The organism is Kistimonas scapharcae, assembly GCF_039540975.1.
Classification (GTDB): Bacteria; Pseudomonadota; Gammaproteobacteria; order Pseudomonadales; family Endozoicomonadaceae; genus Kistimonas; species Kistimonas scapharcae.
The window spans coordinates 21,763-39,948 of record NZ_BAABFL010000074.1 but is presented as its reverse complement, the minus strand read 5'-3'; the positions used below and the strand labels follow the sequence as shown (position 1 = coordinate 39,948).

11 protein-coding genes are annotated in these 18,186 nt (G+C 53.4%); 7 read left to right on the top strand and 4 right to left on the bottom strand.

The genetic code is table 11. The features are described from left to right. Nucleotides 1-6: 6 nt before the first annotated feature. The 6 genes from ABD892_RS04115 (at nucleotide 7) to ABD892_RS04090 (ending at nucleotide 10,852) form a co-directional block, all read left to right on the top strand. Nucleotides 7-2,019, top strand: coding sequence for a type IV pilus secretin PilQ (locus tag ABD892_RS04115; RefSeq protein WP_345194086.1), 2,013 nt, complete (start codon nucleotides 7-9; stop codon nucleotides 2,017-2,019). Nucleotides 2,020-2,027: 8 nt separating this feature from the next. Beyond that, entirely contained in the window at nucleotides 2,028-2,540 is a 513-nt protein-coding gene (gene aroK, locus ABD892_RS04110) for a shikimate kinase AroK (RefSeq protein WP_345194085.1), read from the top strand. A 15-nt stretch (nucleotides 2,541-2,555) separates the two neighbouring features. Beyond that, complete coding sequence (aroB, locus tag ABD892_RS04105) at nucleotides 2,556-3,635, top strand: 3-dehydroquinate synthase (protein WP_345194084.1); 1,080 nt, start codon at nucleotides 2,556-2,558, stop codon at nucleotides 3,633-3,635. A 447-nt stretch (nucleotides 3,636-4,082) separates the two neighbouring features. Then, entirely contained in the window at nucleotides 4,083-8,540 is a 4,458-nt protein-coding gene (gltB, locus tag ABD892_RS04100) for a glutamate synthase large subunit (RefSeq protein ID WP_345194083.1), read from the top strand. 158 nt (nucleotides 8,541-8,698) lie between these two features. Beyond that, entirely contained in the window at nucleotides 8,699-10,117 is a 1,419-nt protein-coding gene (locus ABD892_RS04095; RefSeq protein ID WP_345194082.1) for an FAD-dependent oxidoreductase, read from the top strand. A 234-nt stretch (nucleotides 10,118-10,351) separates the two neighbouring features. Continuing rightward, entirely contained in the window at nucleotides 10,352-10,852 is a 501-nt protein-coding gene (locus tag ABD892_RS04090) for a hypothetical protein (RefSeq protein WP_345194081.1), read from the top strand. Between the two features lie 53 nt (nucleotides 10,853-10,905). Here the strand turns inward: ABD892_RS04090 and ABD892_RS04085 are convergent, their stop codons facing one another. Then, a complete protein-coding gene (locus ABD892_RS04085) occupies nucleotides 10,906-11,280 on the bottom strand; it encodes a RidA family protein (RefSeq protein WP_345194080.1) in 375 nt (124 codons plus the stop codon). A 230-nt stretch (nucleotides 11,281-11,510) separates the two neighbouring features. On the opposite strand from ABD892_RS04085, the gene hemE reads away from it, so the two are divergent. Continuing rightward, nucleotides 11,511-12,590 carry a uroporphyrinogen decarboxylase gene (gene hemE / locus ABD892_RS04080; RefSeq protein ID WP_345194079.1) on the top strand — a complete coding sequence of 360 codons (1,080 nt, stop codon included), beginning with the start codon at nucleotides 11,511-11,513 and terminating at the stop codon, nucleotides 12,588-12,590. 20 nt (nucleotides 12,591-12,610) lie between these two features. On the opposite strand, the gene ABD892_RS04075 is transcribed toward hemE, so the two are convergent. From ABD892_RS04075 to purH, 3 genes are all read right to left on the bottom strand, one after another. Further along, nucleotides 12,611-15,004 carry a response regulator gene (locus tag ABD892_RS04075; protein ID WP_345194078.1) on the bottom strand — a complete coding sequence of 798 codons (2,394 nt, stop codon included), beginning with the start codon at nucleotides 15,002-15,004 and terminating at the stop codon, nucleotides 12,611-12,613. 104 nt (nucleotides 15,005-15,108) lie between these two features. Continuing rightward, the gene (gene purD, locus ABD892_RS04070; RefSeq protein ID WP_345194077.1) at nucleotides 15,109-16,395 is read right to left on the bottom strand and encodes a phosphoribosylamine--glycine ligase; all 1,287 of its coding nucleotides are present in this window, start codon (nucleotides 16,393-16,395) and stop codon (nucleotides 15,109-15,111) included. A 134-nt stretch (nucleotides 16,396-16,529) separates the two neighbouring features. Beyond that, a complete protein-coding gene (purH, locus tag ABD892_RS04065) occupies nucleotides 16,530-18,116 on the bottom strand; it encodes a bifunctional phosphoribosylaminoimidazolecarboxamide formyltransferase/IMP cyclohydrolase (protein ID WP_345194133.1) in 1,587 nt (528 codons plus the stop codon). Nucleotides 18,117-18,186: the final 70 nt, after the last annotated feature.

The window sequence follows — 18,186 nt, the reverse complement described above, 5'->3', positions numbered from 1 at the left end:
GGGCTGATGAAAATAATACTGGGTTCAGCTGCAAGGGCGGCGGCTCTTTTTCTGATTCTAGGGTTTGGCGGGATGACATCGGCCGTTGCCGCCATCCTTGAGAGTATAGATGCCGCATCCCTGCCGGGGGACAAGGTTGAACTCAAGTTGGAGTTCGATGGTCGTCCTCCTCAAATCAAGGGATATACCATTGAGCAACCCGCTCGGATTGCCATTGACCTGCTTGGCACACTGAGCAATGTACCCAAGTATAATGAAATTGGATTTGCCAATGCCCGAAATGTAGCGGTATTGGAAACAAATGAGCGTACCCGCCTGATCGTTAGTCTTAATAATCCTGCCGGCTATAGCACACGAACTGAGGGTAAAAACCTCTATATCATGATTGGAGATGGTCGTGAGGGAACGGCAGAAAGCTTCCCCGAACCGGAATCCGGTATGGAGGGCGCTAGAGGCCGCTATGGCGTCAAGGAAATCTCTGATATCAACTTTCATCGGGGTGAGGCCGGCGAGGGTAATATTGTGATTACTCTGGCGTCTTCGGATGCAACCATGGATCTGGATGAGACCGGAGGGCGACTTGAACTCTCTTTCCCGGGTGTCAGTCTGCCGGAAGGGTTGAATAATCGTCTTGATGTGGTGGATTTTGCAACACCGGTCAAATTCATTGATGCCAGGGTTCGTGATGGCAATGCGCTTGTTGTGATTGAGCCGGAAGGTGAGTATGACTACCTCGCCTGGCAGGCAGAAAACAAGCTGACGGTGAGTGTTAAGCCTCTAACGAAAGAAGAGTCAGAGGAGCTTAAGAAAGAGCGTTTTGCTTATGAAGGTGAAAAACTTTCATTGAATTTCCAGGATATTGAGGTTCGTTCGGTGTTGCAGCTCATTGCTGACTTCAAAGATTTGAACTTGGTTGCCAGCGATACCGTCGGTGGGAATGTCACCTTGCGCCTCAAGAATGTGCCTTGGGACCAAGCGCTGGATATTGTTTTGAAGTCCAAGGGACTTGATAAGCGTTTGGAAAGCAATGTGTTGACCGTGGCTCCCGCTGAAGAGTTGGCTGCCAGAGAGCGTCAGGAGCTGGAATCCAAGCAGCAGATCAATGAGTTGGCCCCCCTGGTTAGCCAGATTTTACAAATCAATTATGCCAGCGCCGATGAGGTTGCCTCCGTGCTATTGGGTGGTGAAGGTAATCGTACGCTGTCAGATCGGGGGAGTGTTCAGGTCGTCGAGCGCACCAACAGTCTTTTGATTCAGGAAACCCGGGAAAAGCTGGATGCTATTATGGATCTGGTTGAAAAGATTGATGTACCGGTAAAACAGGTTCAGATCGAGGCTCGAATCGTCACTGCTGATACCAGTTTTGAGAAAAATATTGGTGTCAAGTGGAGTGGTAGCAAGGGGCAGGATGGAGACAAAAACAAAATCGACAATATGTTCGTTGACCTGAGTACGGCCGGTTCCAGTGGCTTTACGTGGGGTTTTGTCACCGATAATACGACATTGAGTCTTGAGCTTTCAGCATTGGAGGCTGACGGTGGTGGTGAGGTGATCTCTCAGCCCAAGATTGTCACGTCAGACAAGCAAAAGGCGACGATCAAAAACGGTACAGAGATTCCTTATCAGGAAGCGTCATCCAGTGGTGCTACCAGTACTTCGTTCAAAGAGGCGGTTCTGTCTTTGGAGGTGACGCCTCAGATAACACCCGATGGTCGGGTTATCATGGATATCAAAGTGACAAATGACTCTGTAAAGAGTACAGGGGGGAGCTCCAGCTCTGTGCCCTCAATTGATAAGAACGAAGTGCAGACGAAAGTACTGGTCAATGATGGTGAGACATTGGTTATTGGCGGTATTTTTAATAATATACAGACACAGGGTAAATCAAAGGTTCCACTGTTGGGGGATTTGCCGGGTGTCGGGGCTCTGTTTAGCCGTACAACAAACTCTAATATCAAAAAAGAAGTCTTGATTTTTATTACCCCTAAGATTATTTCTGACACACTAGCGTTACGCTGATGGGTTATATGCAGTCACGGATTATCTATCTGGTGGGGCCGATGGGTGCGGGAAAGAGCACCATCGGTCGCCTGCTTGCCAACGATCTCGGGCTCTCCTTTACTGATACGGATCAGGAGATTGAAGCCCGTTGTGGTGCTGAGATTGCCTGGATTTTTGATGTGGAAGGTGAAGAAGGATTCAGGAAACGTGAAGCTGAGGTACTGAGGGATCTCAGTCAGCAACCCGCGCAGATTATTGCCACGGGCGGCGGGACGGTGATGTATGCTGAGAACCGGAAGATTATCAGTGCCACTGGTTTTGTGGTTTTTCTGGATGCTGCTGTTGATACACTGGTCCGGCGTATGGAAAAGGACAAGAGTCGGCCGTTACTGCAGAAACCAAACCGAGACGAAGTGATCCGAGACCTTTATGCCGAGCGTGAGCCGGTTTATCGTGAGCTGGCCGATGTGGTGGTTTCGACCAGTCGCGGTAATCCCCGTCAGGTGGTGAACAAAATTGTCGATGCCCTGAATCAGTGATTATCGAGGTTGTAGATGAAAACGCTGACTGTTGACCTGGGGGATCGATCCTACCCGATCTATACCGGTTCTGACCTGATTTCCCGCTCTGAATTCTATACGCCTCATATCCGGGGGGGCGATGTTGTCATCGTTACCAATGAAACGGTGGCGCCTCTGTATTTATCACAGGTTCAGCAGGCGCTTTCTGGTTTCAATGTGATTGATGTGGTTCTGCCGGATGGAGAGCAGTGGAAAACGCTGGATACTGTCAATCGCATCTTTGATCATCTTCTGGAAGCGCGCCACACAAGAACCACCACACTGGTTGCATTGGGTGGTGGCGTGGTTGGTGATATGACTGGATTTGCCGCTGCCTGCTACCAGCGGGGAGTCGATTTTATTCAGGTGCCAACAACGTTGTTGTCTCAGGTTGATTCTTCTGTCGGTGGAAAGACCGGTGTGAATCATCCGCTGGGTAAGAACATGATTGGCGCATTCCATCAGCCCAACTGTGTGATTGCGGATATCTCTACGCTGAGCACCTTGCCGGATAATGAGCTATCTGCCGGTTTGGCTGAGGTGATTAAGTACGGTCTGATTTGTGATGGCGAGTTCTATCAATGGCTTCAGGATAACATGGCGGGCCTGCTGGCACGCCAACCGGAGCTGTTGACCGAAGCCGTCATCCGCTCCTGTGAGAACAAGGCCAGGGTGGTTTCAGAGGATGAGAAAGAGTCAGGGCGTCGCGCTATTCTTAATCTTGGGCATACTTTCGGTCATGCCATTGAAACGCATCAGGGCTACGGCAAATGGTTGCATGGTGAAGCTGTGGCGACCGGTATGATTATGGCGGCGGATCTTTCTGCCAGACAGGGCTGGATTGATCGTAATGAGACTCAGCGTCTTGCCGTGTTGCTGGAATCTGCCCGTTTGCCGGTGCGACCGCCATCGGATATGTCTGCGAATGATTTCCTGTCCCTCATGCGGGTCGACAAAAAGGTGTTGGATGGCACGTTGCGACTGGTGTTGTTGCATGCTGTGGGTGATGCAGTGGTTACGTCTGATTTCTCAACGGACTATCTCGATGCAACACTGGCAGAATTTGTCGATTAAATAATCATCTTCCTCCGGCAAGGTTGTAGATTGATTCAGCCTTGCCCCTTTCTTTGGGTCTCACCTCCTTCTAACAAATTGATTCTGGTACGACTTTTCCCGTATTGAAAGCAGGGTTGGTTTGTGGTCTTCCGTCTTGATGTGTAAAATGGCGGCCGTTTGCCCCGACAATGATTGTCTCCGATGGACCTATAAAAAAATCGGATCGGGGCAGCAGACTTCGCGATCACTGGCATGGTAGACGCTTTGAGGGGAGCAGCCACGGCATGCAATTGAGGCCTGCTCATGCCATCGCCAGGCAGCCATTGACGGCTCAGAATGCTATCGGGCGAAGTTTTTGCGGACCATAACAGGGCAAACCGGCAGGGGAATCGCCGGTACCAACACCTGACAGGAACGCAGATTGCCGAATAATGATTACCAGAATTGGCTGATGAGAGTGTGCCTATGAATGCAGGTCTGTATCATCCCGAGCAGTTCAGGGATAACTGTGGTTTCGGGCTCATTGCCCACACCGAAGGCATAAAAAGCCATCATCTTCTCCAGACAGCCATCCAGGCGCTGACCTGTATGACCCACCGTGGCGGTATCGCTGCCGACGGTAAAACCGGGGATGGCTGTGGTCTGTTGATCCAGATACCGGATCACTTCTTCCGAACCATTGTGAATGAACAGCTGGGACTCACCCTGCCGTCGCTGTATGCGATCGGCATGGTGTTCATGAACCGTGATGAGCAGGTTGCACAGGCAACGCGTCAGCGAGTTGAAGAGGAACTGGTCGCTGAAAATATCCGGGTGCTGGGTTGGCGTGATGTGCCGGTCAACAGTGAGTGTCTGGGGCCGATCGCCCTTGAGCAGCTGCCTCGCATCGAGCAGGTGTTTATTGCCCCAGATAACGAACAGGATGAGGTTCAGCTGACGGCATCGCTGTTCATGGCACGACGCCGGATAGAAATCGCACTGGCAGACGATGAAGAATTCTATATCTGCTCACTATCCAGTCAGGTTGTGACCTACAAAGGCCTTATGATGCCGGTAGATCTGCCACAGTTCTATCCGGATCTGGGCGACTCACGCTTTGAAACGGCGATCTGTGTTTTCCATCAGCGATTCTCTACCAACACCATGCCCCGCTGGCCGCTGGCGCAGCCGTTCCGCATGCTGGCCCATAACGGTGAAATCAACACTATCATGGGTAACCGAAACTGGGCTGAAGCCCGGGCCAGCAAGTTCAAGTCGGAATTGTTGCCAGATCTCGAATCTGTCCGGCCGCTGGTGAACCGGACCGGTTCCGATTCCTCCAGCCTGGATAATATGCTGGAAATTCTGGTCACCGGCGGCGTTGATCTTTATCGAGCCATTCGCATGCTGGTGCCGCCGGCCTGGCAGAATGTCGACACAATGGATCCCCAGCTTCGGGCGTTCTACGAATATAACTCCATGCATATGGAACCTTGGGACGGTCCTGCTGGTTTGGTCATCAGCGATGGGCGCTATGCGGTCTGTGCGCTGGATCGGAATGGTTTGCGCCCATCACGCTGGGTTAAGACCAGAAACGGTTATTTAACGGTAGCCTCCGAGATCGGGGTTTATGATTACGAACCCGAGGATGTCATTGCCAAAGGGCGTGTGGGCCCCGGTGAAGTGTTGGCGATTGATACCCAAACCGGTGAGATTCTTGAAGCACATGATATTGATAACCACCTCAAGTCGCGTCAGCCCTATAAGCAATGGCTGAAGAAAAAGGCTTATCGAATCCAGTCAACGTTCATTGAGAATGAACACCGCGTGGAGCATTTTGACAAGGCGGTGCTGAATGAGCACCAGAAAATATTCCAGGTCACCTTTGAGGAGCGTAATCAGATCATTCGTCCCTTGGCGGAGAATGGCCAGGAAGCTGTTGGCTCCATGGGCGACGATACGCCAATGGCGGTCTTGTCCCAGCGGGTGCGTCCTGTATACGACTATTTCCGCCAGCAATTTGCCCAGGTGACGAACCCGCCTATCGACCCACTGCGGGAAGCGATTGTCATGTCGCTTGAAACCTGTCTGGGCGCCGAAAAGAACATGTTTCAGGAAACCCCTGAACACGCTGAGCGGGTGATTCTCAAATCCCCAGTGCTGTCGACCACCAAGTTCCTGAACCTGACCAATGCACACCATGAGGTGGGCAATCTTGAAGTGGCCAGAATTGAGCTGAACTATGATCCGGCGACCGGGCTTGAAGATGCGATTGTGGCGGTCTGTGATGCTGCTGAGCAAGCGGTTCGAGACGGCAAGGTGCTGCTGCAGCTGACAGATCGCTCGATTGAAAAAGGCAGGTTGCCCATCAATCCGGCCATGGCTACAGGTGCAGTCCACCATCGACTGATTCAGGTTGGGTTGCGCAGTGATGCCAACATCATCGTGGAAACTGGCACGGCTCGGGATTCGCACCACTTTGCAGTTCTGATCGGGTTTGGGGCCACGGCCGTTTATCCCTACCTGGCCTACGAAATCATTCATGATCTCATTCAGACCGGTGAGCTGATTGCTGATCCGATTGACGCTTATAAGTCCTACCGGAAAGGGATTGGTAAGGGACTGCTCAAAATTATGTCCAAAATGGGCATTTCCACCATTGCATCCTACCGTGGAGCACAGCTGTTTGAGGCGGTTGGACTGAGTAAACCTGTTGTCGACCTCTGTTTCTGTGGTGTGACCAGTCGTATCAGCGGTGCTGGATTTGTGAATTTCCAGGAAGAGCAGCAGTTATTGGCTGATGACGCCTGGAAAGCCCGGAAACCCATCCAGCAGGGTGGATTACTGAAGTATGTCCACGGTGGTGAATATCACACCTTCAATCCGGATGTGGTGCAGACGATTCAGGCGGCAGTGAAAACCGGTGACCGGGCCAAGTACCGGGATTATGCCGGGATGATCAACCAGCGCCCTGTCGCTGTGATCCGCGACCTGTTTGCCCTGGAGAGTGACAGAAAGCCCATTCCGTTGGATGACGTTGAGCCTGTCGAAGCGATTTTGCGTCGATTTGATTCTGCGGCCATGAGCCTTGGTGCGTTGTCACCCGAAGCCCATGAAGCACTGGCTGAGGCCATGAACCGACTGGGTGGGCGCTCCAACTCGGGTGAAGGTGGTGAAGATCCTGCCCGGTTCGGCACCAATCGTGTCTCTAAGATCAAGCAGATTGCTTCGGGTCGATTCGGTGTAACGCCCCATTATTTGGTGAATGCAGAAGTATTACAGATCAAGGTCGCACAAGGTGCGAAACCAGGTGAAGGTGGCCAACTGCCGGGCGGCAAGGTAAACAGCCTGATTGCCCGCTTGCGGTATTCAGTACCAGGCGTCACGCTGATTTCGCCGCCTCCTCATCATGATATCTATTCCATTGAGGATCTGGCTCAGCTGATCTTTGATCTCAAGCAGGTCAATCCTGAAGCATTGGTCTCCGTAAAACTGGTCTCTGAGCCAGGTGTCGGAACGGTCGCCGCCGGTGTGGCTAAAGCCTATGCGGATCTGATCACGATTTCTGGCTATGACGGCGGTACGGCCGCCAGTCCTTTGACCTCCATCCGCTATGCGGGATCCCCTTGGGAGCTGGGCCTGAGTGAAGCGCAGCAGGCTCTACGTTCCAATGATCTACGCGGCAAGGTGCGGCTGCAGACCGATGGTGGTCTGAAAACCGGCCTGGATGTCATCAAGGCCGCCATGTTGGGCGCGGAAAGCTATGGCTTTGGTACCACGCCGATGGTGGCAATGGGCTGTAAATACCTGCGGATTTGTCATCTGAATAACTGTGCGACCGGTGTGGCGACCCAGAACCAGAACCTGCGGGATGAGCACTTCATCGGTACGGTTGAAATGGTCATGAACTTCTTCACCTTTGTGGCAGAGGAAGTCCGTGAATGGCTGGCAATCCTCGGTTATCGCAGTCTGGAAGAGGTGATTGGACGTACGGATCTGTTAAAAGTGAAGGAAGGGCAGACGTCTAAGCAGTCTCAGCTGGATCTTTCACCGATTTTGGGTAACAGCTATGTCGCGGCAGATAAACCCAATACCTGCCTGCAGGCACGTAACCCGCCCTTTGACCAAGGCGAACTGGCAGAGCGGATGGTCAGCGATATGCTGCCGGCGATTGAAGCCGCGAGTGGTGGTGAGTTCAGTTATACGGTCGGTAACTGTGATCGTTCGATTGGTGCCCGCCTGTCTGGTGAGATTGCACGTCGGCATGGCAATCTCGGCATGTCTGATTCGCCGCTGACGGTTCGCCTGAAGGGGAGTGCCGGGCAGAGTTTTGGTGTCTGGAATGCCGGTGGCTTGAACCTACGCCTTGAAGGCGATGCCAACGATTATGTCGGAAAAGGCATGGCGGGCGGCAAACTGGTTATCTGCCCCCCCCAAGGGAGTGCATTCCCATCGAACGAAAGTACCATTATCGGTAATACCTGTCTTTATGGTGCTACGGGCGGCAAGCTATTCGCTTCTGGTCGTGCCGGCGAGCGGCTGGCGGTGCGTAACTCTGGTGCCCATGTCGTGGTTGAAGGTACCGGTGATCACTGCTGTGAATATATGACCGGTGGGCTGGTGACGGTTCTTGGTAAGACCGGGCACAACTTTGGCGCGGGCATGACCGGTGGTTTCGCCTATGTGCTGGATATGGACCGCCAGTTTGTTGATCGCTACAACCATGAACTGGTCGATATCCACAGGATTGACGCCGAGTCTATGGAAGACCACCAAACTCACCTGCACGGCATTATCGCCGAGTTTGTGGCGGAAACCGGTAGCGAGTGGGGATGCACGCTACTGGAAGACTTTGAAGATTATGTGGGCCGTTTCTGGCTGGTGAAGCCCAAGGCGGCCAGCATGAACAGTCTTCTGGCCACAGTAAGAGGCCGTCCTGAATAACCGTGATCGTCGGGCCGGCTGTCACAGGCAGCCGGTTGAATAAAAAAGGGTGTGAGCAAGCGTTACCCGGGCAATGCGAAGCATAACCAAGAAGATGACAGCTTACGCAACCCGATGCTCATACACCGGAGAAGGACGACAAGTTTCATGAGGTGTATATGGCTGAACGACTGAACAATGACTTCCAGTTTGTGGAAGTCGGCCGTAAGGATCCTGATAAAAAGCCGCTCCGGATTCGCAAGCAGGCGTTTGAGGAAATCTATAAGCCGTTCTCGCAGAAGCAGGTGGCGGCCCAGTCCCATCGCTGTCTTGCCTGTGGTAACCCCTATTGTGAGTGGAAGTGTCCGGTTCATAACTATATTCCGGACTGGCTCAAATTAGTCGCTGAAGGCAATATCATTGAAGCCGCTGAGTTGTCCCACCAGACCAATACTTTGCCGGAAGTCTGTGGCAGGGTGTGTCCCCAAGATCGTCTTTGTGAGGGTGCATGTACGCTGAATGACGGTTTTGGTGCAGTCACGATTGGCTCGACAGAAAAGTACATTACGGATACGGCTTTGGCGCTCGGCTGGAAGCCGGATATGTCAGAGGTTGAGTGGACTGAGCGCCGGGTGGCGGTGATTGGCGCCGGCCCAGCTGGCCTGGGATGTGCTGATGTCCTGGTGAGGAATGGCGTTAAACCGGTTGTCTTCGATCGTAACCCGGAAATCGGTGGATTGCTGACGTTTGGTATTCCGGAATTCAAGCTGGAAAAGACCGTCATGCAGCGCCGGCGCGAGCTCTTCACTGAAATGGGGGTCGAATTCCGCCTGAATACTGAAATTGGTCGTGATATCACCATCGAAGCGCTGTTGGATGAGTATGATGCAGTCTTCATGGGGATGGGAACATACACCTATATGAAAGGGGGCTTTCCCGGTGAAAGCCTGCCAGGTGTCCATGAGGCGCTGCCTTATTTGATATCCAATGTGAATCGTTGCCTGGAGTTTGAAAAATCCCCAGATGATTTTATTGATATGAAGGACAAGAAGGTTGTCGTACTGGGTGGTGGTGATACAGCCATGGATTGCAACCGTACGGCAATCCGTCAGCAGGCGGCGAAAGTCACCTGTGCGTACCGGCGTGATGAAGCGAATATGCCGGGATCACGGCGCGAAGTGAAAAATGCCCGACAGGAAGGTGTCGAATTCCTGTTTAATCGACAGCCTGTTGAGATTGTCGGTATAGATCGTGTGGAGGGCGTCAAGGTTATCACTACCCAGATGGGGGAGCCCGATGAGCGTGGTCGCCGTCGGCCCGAACCCGTGCCGGGCAGCGAAGAAATCCTGCCTGCGGATGCGGTGTTGATAGCCTTTGGTTTCCGGCCGAGCCCTGCGGCATGGTTTGAAACACAAGGTGTTGCAATGGACGACTCTGGTCGCGTGATAGCGCCAGAAAATGGACGCTACAAATTCCAGACCGATAATCCGAAGATCTTTGCCGGAGGGGATATGGTACGGGGCTCAGATCTGGTGGTCACTGCTATCTGGGAAGGGCGTCAGGCTGCGGAAGGGATACTGGATTACCTGGAAATCTGAACAATAGTTATGACCTGAGTAAATAAAAAACCGGCTTATGCCGGTTTTTTATTCTTATGCTTTGTGCTGATTACGCTTATGGGCGGCTCTGGATGGCCGATACTTCAAGAACCGGGAGCGGAATATTCAGGGTAATGACCCGGCTTGCACAGGGATGTAATTATGGCAGTTGGCAGGAAACTCGGAATAACAGTTGGGGCGATTTGTGCCTTGTTGTTTTCAGGATGTGCATCGGTGCTCCCCAGTGACCAGAATAGAACGTTTACTGCCTGGACAACCTTTGAAGAAGCCAAGAAAGCTTACGATAGCATTATTATTGGTCGGACTGATTTCAAGGCACTGACCAAGCTGGGATTTGATCCTTTCCGAACTCCGAACGTACGACGCCTCACTTACCTTGATGTCATCAAAATTTTCATGCCGAACCCGACAATTGGCATTGAACGCTTGGATAACGGTGTCAGGCGCTGTATCGAGCAACGTGAAAACTGCTATGCAATAGAGGCTTATCCCCGTTACCGCAAAAAGCGTCGCTATGGTAACGCGGCGCTTGATTTGCTGAATTTCAGGAAAGAAACTGAAATCAGTGGCTGGGAGTTCCGCTCAGTGGTAGTTCTGGTCGATGATGTAGTGGTTTACAAAATCTGGAGTGGTGTGCCGATTTTCCTTGAGCATGGCACGAGGAAAAATCCGCTGGGTCCAATTGAAGGGGCGCGGGACTTCCTGCTGGATTAGCCCCGCACAGAATTGCGGAGAGATAAAAAAGAGAGCATTGGCTCTCTTTTTTATTAGCAATCTGCGATGACTTCAATCTCGACGCGAGCATCCTTAGGCAGTCGGGCGACTTCAACACAGCTGCGGGCAGGAAAAGGCAGGGAGAAGTACTGCTTGTAGACTTCGTTAACATCAGAGAAGTCATTCATATCTTTCAGGTAAACCGTCGTTTTCATGACGCGATCCATGCTGGATCCGGCCGCTTCCAGGATGGCTTTGACGTTTTCCAGGGATTGACGAGCCTGCGCCTTGATGTCTTCTGGCATTTCACCGGTTTCAGCGTTGATAGGCAGCTGGCCGGAGGTCATGATCACGCCGTTGAAGCGCATGGCCTGAGAGTAAGGGCCGATAGCGGGTGGGGCATCATTAGTTTCGATGACTTGTTTCATAGTGGTCTGTATACCTTTTGAACAATCTGGATGGGCTGTCTCAAAGCAGCCTTTCAATGTGTGACTTGAATTCTAGTGCGGGTTTTTCAAGTATTTTTGATTCTGGTCAAGGGAGTGGAGTTTAACTGTCAATCATTTTGACGCTGCCACCTGTTTATAGCAGAGAGGACGTAGCATCGTACGGGTTTATTGGTATAGTTGCTGTCTTGTTACTGCCGTATGGATTGGACATGACAGCACTCAAGAATGATCGTCTGCTGCGGGCGCTGCTGAGAGAACCGGTTGACCGGACGCCGGTATGGATGATGCGACAGGCAGGCCGTTATTTGCCTGAATACCGGGAAAGTCGCAGCCGGGCGGGGGATTTCCTGTCTCTCTGCAAAAATCCCGAGCTGGCCTGTGAGGTGACCCTGCAGCCGCTGGAGCGCTATCCGCTGGATGCCGCCATCCTCTTTTCCGATATCCTGACGATTCCGGATGCCATGGGGCTTGGGCTCTACTTTGAAACCGGAGAGGGGCCGCGTTTCCGTCATCCGGTACGTACCGCGGAGGATGTTGACCGTCTGGAGATAGCGGATGTTGAGCAGTCATTGGATTATGTCATGGGCGCTGTCCGCACCATCCGCAAGGCGCTGGATGGCCGGGTTCCGCTGATTGGTTTCTCTGGCAGCCCCTGGACGCTGGCGACCTATATGGTGGAAGGTGGCAGTACCCGCGATTTTCGAATCATCAAGGCGATGCTTTACGATCAGCCCGCACTGCTCCATGAGTTGCTGGCGAGACTCGCCGATACCGTGACAGCCTATCTGAACGCCCAGATCCGGCATGGCGCGCAGGCAGTCCAGATCTTTGATACCTGGGGTGGTGTACTGGAATCCGGTGCGTATCGTGAGTTTTCACTCCAGTATATGCAAAGGATTGTGAGCGGACTGATTCGGGAACATGAAGGGCGCCGTGTCCCTGTTATCCTGTTCACCAAGAATGGCGGTCAATGGCTGGAATCGATAGCTGAGACCGGTGCTGATGCCTTGGGACTTGATTGGACAACGGATATCGGTGATGCCCGTCGCCGGGTGGGAGAGAGGGTGGCGCTGCAGGGGAATATGGATCCCTGCGTGCTGTATGCCTCACCCAAACGGATTCGGGAAGAGGTCAGCCGCATTCTGACAGCCTTTGGTTCCGGTTCCGGGCATGTTTTCAACCTCGGTCATGGTATCCATCAGTTTGTTGATCCGGCCCACGCGGGTGCCTTTATTGATGCGGTTCATGAACTGTCGCCGGCTTGGCATAGCCGTGTTGCGGAGGGCTGATACCTATTTTTCGGCTGTCACTATAGGGTGGCAGCCGACACTTTTTTCCTCGGCGTTTGACTGAGTTCTCTCACCAGTACTTTACCCAGCCGTTTACTGCTGACCGGTTTGGTCAGAATACAGCGAATACTGGATGTTTCGGTTTGCTGTGTCGTAGGGATGGAACTGCCTGTCAGCATGATGACCAATAGTCTGTCTTTCAGGAGAGGGTCATCCGCAATCCGGGTGGCAAGCTGCATGCCGCTGGTACCGGGCATGTTTTGATCGAGGATCGCCAGGTCAAAGGGGTTGGACAGGCTGGCCTCTGTCCGCAATAAGGCCAGTGCTTCGGTCGCGTTGCGGGTTTGATAGACATCCAGTCCTAAATGCATACATTGCCGGACCAGTACTTTTCGGCAGGTGTCATTGTCGTCCACAACCAGCACCTTGCGATGGCTTAGTAGCTGGATGGCCTTTGGGTCATCTGCGCTTTCGGGTGTCAGTTCAGGGAGGATGGTTAGGGGAAGCGTAAACCAGTAAATCGTGTTTTGACCGTCTGTCATCAGGTTAAAGCTGCCCCCCAGCCTTTTTAGCATGTTACGGGCAAGCAGTATGCCGACCGGTGGGTGTGTGTCATTCTCGATCAGGGTGTCTGCCATGCTATCGGCATAGGGCCGAAGTGTACGATAGCCAATGCCGTTATCTGAGCATTTCAGGGTGAATCTCGCCAGCGTTTTCTGGTCTTTCGTATTATCGGGATCATCTGTGGCGCTGAGTGTTTGCGGGCTGACCGTCAGGAGTATTTCGCCGTCAGCGATGTGGTTGAAGTTATAGGCCAGAAGCGCCAGCAGGATCTGGCGGATGCGCTCTGTATCTCCGGCAAGGAATTCTGGCATATCGGGCTGAATGAAGCTGATCAGTTCAATCCCCAGCTGTTCTGATTTGTAGCGGTAGCGATCCATGCAGGCCTGCACCAGTTCCGTGATCTCGAAAGGAAAGGATTCGGTTTGCGGTGGTTCCACCTCCGTCTTGACGTTATCAACCACCTGGTTGACCAGGTTCAGCATTTCCCGCCCCGATAACTGTATGGTGTTGACATAATCCTTCTGGCGTGGCGTCAGAGAGGTGTTCTGCAGCAATTCCGACATGCCCAGAATACCGTTCATTGGGGTTCGGATGTCGTGGCCTATATAGCTCCAGAGAGGGCGGGCTGGTTTGTCGGTGGGCTGCTGGTCTGATTCATGTGCCAGATCTCTATAGTGCGAAACCGGGGCAGCGGAACGCATTAAAAAGCTCAAGGACAGGCCCGTGACCAGTAGCAGTACGCTGAACACCAGCGTGGACTGCATCATCCATATATCAAACGGCAGGATGCCGAACTGGCACAGGACAAAGGTGATGAAAATCATGGTGTAGGGCACAACAACCAGCAGCCATCGCCAGGCGGCAATGTAGCCCTCATAGAGCCGTATAACGCCGGCAATGATGCTGCTGGCACAGCTCATGAGGGACAGAATGACGATGGCATTTTCCGGTAATACGTAACCTGGAAACAGCATGGTCAGCGCAGTGATGAAACTACCGGTACTCATCAGTAGCAGCAACCGGTCTGCAGCACGACTCTTGCTTGTTTCAAGGAGTGTCCGTGATAGCAGGCAAAGCAGACCATAGCCAGCGGAAATGCTGGCAAAATGAACACGGTTCTGTGCGTCAGGAAACAGGCGCCATAATGATGCAGGAATCCCTTGCCAGCTTAACAGAAACACCAGGCAAATCAGGCTGATACCAAAGAGTTGCAGGCAATCAACCCGCCGTCTTGTCAGAAACAGGGTCAATGTGACCAGTATCAGGGCAATATTGATGCCTGCCCAAATGCCGAAGAACCAGTGGGTTTGCTGGATCGCATGGTGCTCATTATTGGGTTTGCTAAGCCAGGCGGAGATACGTTTGTGAAACGACGAATGCATTCTGACATAGAGCGTCAACTGTTCGCCAGAATGGTACTCAAAGGGAATCAGGTGTTGGTTATGGCTGAATTGGGGGTGAGACGTCAGTTCGCTTATCTCATCGGCACCTTTCGCCGGCCTGCCACGGTGCAGGTAGTAGGTAATATCATCATCGCCAAAGGTCAGTGCCCGGATTTCATAAGGCTGAGAGGCTGTTTCACTGATTGGCAGGGTGAACCGGAGCCAGACTGTGCTGTCCTGCGTAAAGTAAAAGTTTGTCCGATCCCACGGGATAAAACGGTGGCGGTATTGGTTGGAAACCAGTTGCTGTGGGGTCAGGCTGCCTGAGCGATCGAACAGGACATCCGCATTCTCCAGAGCATATTCAGAGAGCGCATGACCCATTACCTGCAGTGGGGTGAATACACACAACAGAAGTAGTAACAGGCGTATTAGCTGAGGGTGCCGCGGTTGTTTTTTCTTCTTCACAGCGACTTCCGTTGACGTCCGGCATTCCATTATACCCGTGCTGCACGAAAATCCCATGCGGCCTGAGCGGGAAGGGGCGGCCAGTATTGGCAGCCCCTCGGGGGTTAAGCGTCCTGTTGTTCCCGGGCTATGGCGCGGTGGCCAATGTCATTCCGGTAATAGCAGTCCTGCCAGTCAATGGATTTAACCCCTTTGTAGGCGTTTTCCTGTGCCTGGGCGACGCTATCCCCCAGTGCGGTGACACATAGCACTCGGCCGCCATGGGTGGTGACCTGATCGCCTTCCAGGCGGGTGCCAGCATGGAACACTTTGGCGTCGGCCGTGTTTTCCAGACCCTGGATAACATCACCTTTCCTGTAGGCTTCAGGGTATCCGCCGGCGGCCATCACCACACCCAGGGCAACCTGTGGATCCCACTCTGCCGAAACTTCATTGAGTCGGCCTTCTGCACCGGCCTGGCAGAGTTCAACGAGATCGGACTTCAGGCGCATCAGGATCGGCTGGGTTTCCGGATCGCCGAAGCGGCAGTTGTATTCCAGTACCTTGGGCGTGCCATCTGCGGCAATCATCAGCCCGGCATACAGGAACCCGCTGTAGCGGTGGCCTTCAGATGCCATACCTTTGACGGTAGGAACGATGACTTCCTCCATGGCACGTTTGTGGAGTTCCGGTGTTACGACCGGGGCTGGCGAATAGGCACCCATACCGCCGGTATTGGGACCGGTATCACCGTCATCACGGGCCTTGTGATCCTGGCTGGTGGCCAGTGGCAGGATGTTTTCACCGTCTACCATGACAATGAAGCTGGCTTCCTCACCGGTCAGGAATTCTTCGACAACCACACGGTGACCCGCATCACCAAACGCATTGCCCGCGAGCATGTCCTCGACGGCAGCGACGGCTTCTTCTTCTGTCTGGGCTAATATTACGCCTTTCCCTGCAGCCAGACCGTCAGCCTTGACGACGATAGGCGCGCCCTGTTCACGGATATAGGCTTTAGCGGGCTCAATCTCGGTGAAGTTGGCGTAAGTGGCGGTGGGAATGTTGTGTCGGGCCAGAAAGTCCTTGGTAAAGGCCTTGGAACCTTCGAGCTGGGCAGAGCCTTTGTCAGGCCCAAAGATGGCCAGGCCTTCCTGACGGAAGCGATCTACAATGCCGGCGACCAGCGGCGCTTCCGGGCCGACGATGGTCAGGTCAATGCCCTTGTCCTTGGCGAAATCAACCAGTCGGTCGAAATCGAGTACGTCGATAGCGACGTTACTGACCCCAGGCTCCAAAGCGGTACCGGCATTGCCTGGTGCAACATAGACTTCGTTAACGCCTTGGGAGGCTGCTGCTTTCCAGGCCAGTGCATGTTCGCGACCGCCACTGCCGATGATCAGTATGTTCATGTCCTGTTTCCCTTATTGTGTGCCTCCGGGTCACCCGGAGGTGTAGCCTGATATGATTTCCCACAAACTGCTGGCAGCCATTGGTAGTGTGACCATTACCGGCATAGGCTGCGTATGGCTGCCAACAGCAGGTATCAATGCCGGAAGTGGCGCATACCGGTAAAGACCATGGCCATACCCGCTTCATTGGCGGCTTCAATGACTTCTTCGTCACGCATGGAGCCGCCAGGCTGAATCACGGCGGTGATGCCCGCGCTGGCCGCGGCGTCAATACCGTCACGGAAGGGGAAGAATGCATCGGATGCCATGACCGACCCTTTGACTTCCAGTCCTTCATCAGCTGCCTTGATGCCGGCAATGCGGGCGCTGTAAACGCGGCTCATCTGACCGGCACCAATACCGATTGTCTGCTGGTTACGGGCATAAACAATGGCATTGGACTTAACGAATTTTCCGACTTTCCAGGCAAAGACCAAGTCGCGGAGTTCGTCTTCAGTCGGCTGGCGTTCAGTCACCATCTTCAGTTCTTCTTCGGTGACGCGACCCAGATCGGCATCCTGCACCAGTAGACCGCCATTGACGCGCTTGAAGTCCAGCCAGGGCGTGGCAATGTTTGGCAATTCACCACAGGTCAAAACGCGGATGTTCGGCTTGGCAGCCAGAACGGTCAGGGCATCTTCCTGGGCAGAAGGCGCAATAATGACTTCGACAAACTGACGGTCAAGGATCGCCTTGGCGGTCTGCGCATCCAGCGTCCGGTTGAAGGCAATGATGCCGCCAAAGGCTGAGGTGGGATCAGTCGCATAGGCGCGATTGTACGCTTCAAAGCAGTCTGCGCCCGTGGCCACACCACAGGGGTTAGCGTGCTTGACGATGACACAGGCCGGCGTGGTGAAGCTTTTCACGCATTCCAGTGCCGCGTCGGTATCGGCCACGTTGTTGAAAGAGAGTGCTTTCCCCTGTAGCTGGCGAGCTGTGGAGACACTGGCTTCTTTGGCGTTTTTGTCCACATAGAATGCTGCTTTCTGGTGCGGATTCTCACCGTAGCGCATGTCCTGTGCCTTCACCATCTGAAGGTTGAAGGTGTTGGGGAAATCCTGCTTTTGTTCCGGCTGTTCCGGGTTTATGCAGCCCAGATAGTTGGCGATAGCCGCATCATAACCGGCGGTATGCTCAAACGCTTTCACGGCCAGCTCGAAGCGGCGCTGTTGTGACAGTCCCTCCTGGGCCTTCATTTCGTTCAGCAGGCCGTCATAATCGCTGTTGTTGACGACAATCGCAGTGTATGCGTGGTTTTTTGCGGTGGAACGAACCATGGTCGGGCCGCCAATATCGATATTCTCAATCGCGGTTGCCAGGTCGCAGTCTGGGCGGGCAATGGTGGCCTCGAAGGGATAGAGGTTGACGACCACCATATCGATAGGCTGGATGTCATGGGCTTCCATGACGGCCTCATCCTGCCCACGACGGGCCAGGATACCGCCATGAATTTTCGGGTGCAGGGTTTTGACCCGGCCATCCATCATTTCCGGAAAACCGGTGTAGTCCGATACCTCGACAGCAGGAATATCGTTGTCCCTGAGCAGTTGCCAGGTGCCCCCTGTTGAGAGAATCTCGACGCCCAGCCCGTGCAGTCCCCGGGCAAACTCAACAATACCGGTCTTGTCGGAAACGCTGATCAACGCACGACGGACAGGACGGATGTCGGTTGTTTGTGCCATTGTTGCTTCGCTCATTGCTGTTTTTACCGTGAATGCTTCAGTCCTTCAGGGAAGGAGCACTAACCATTAC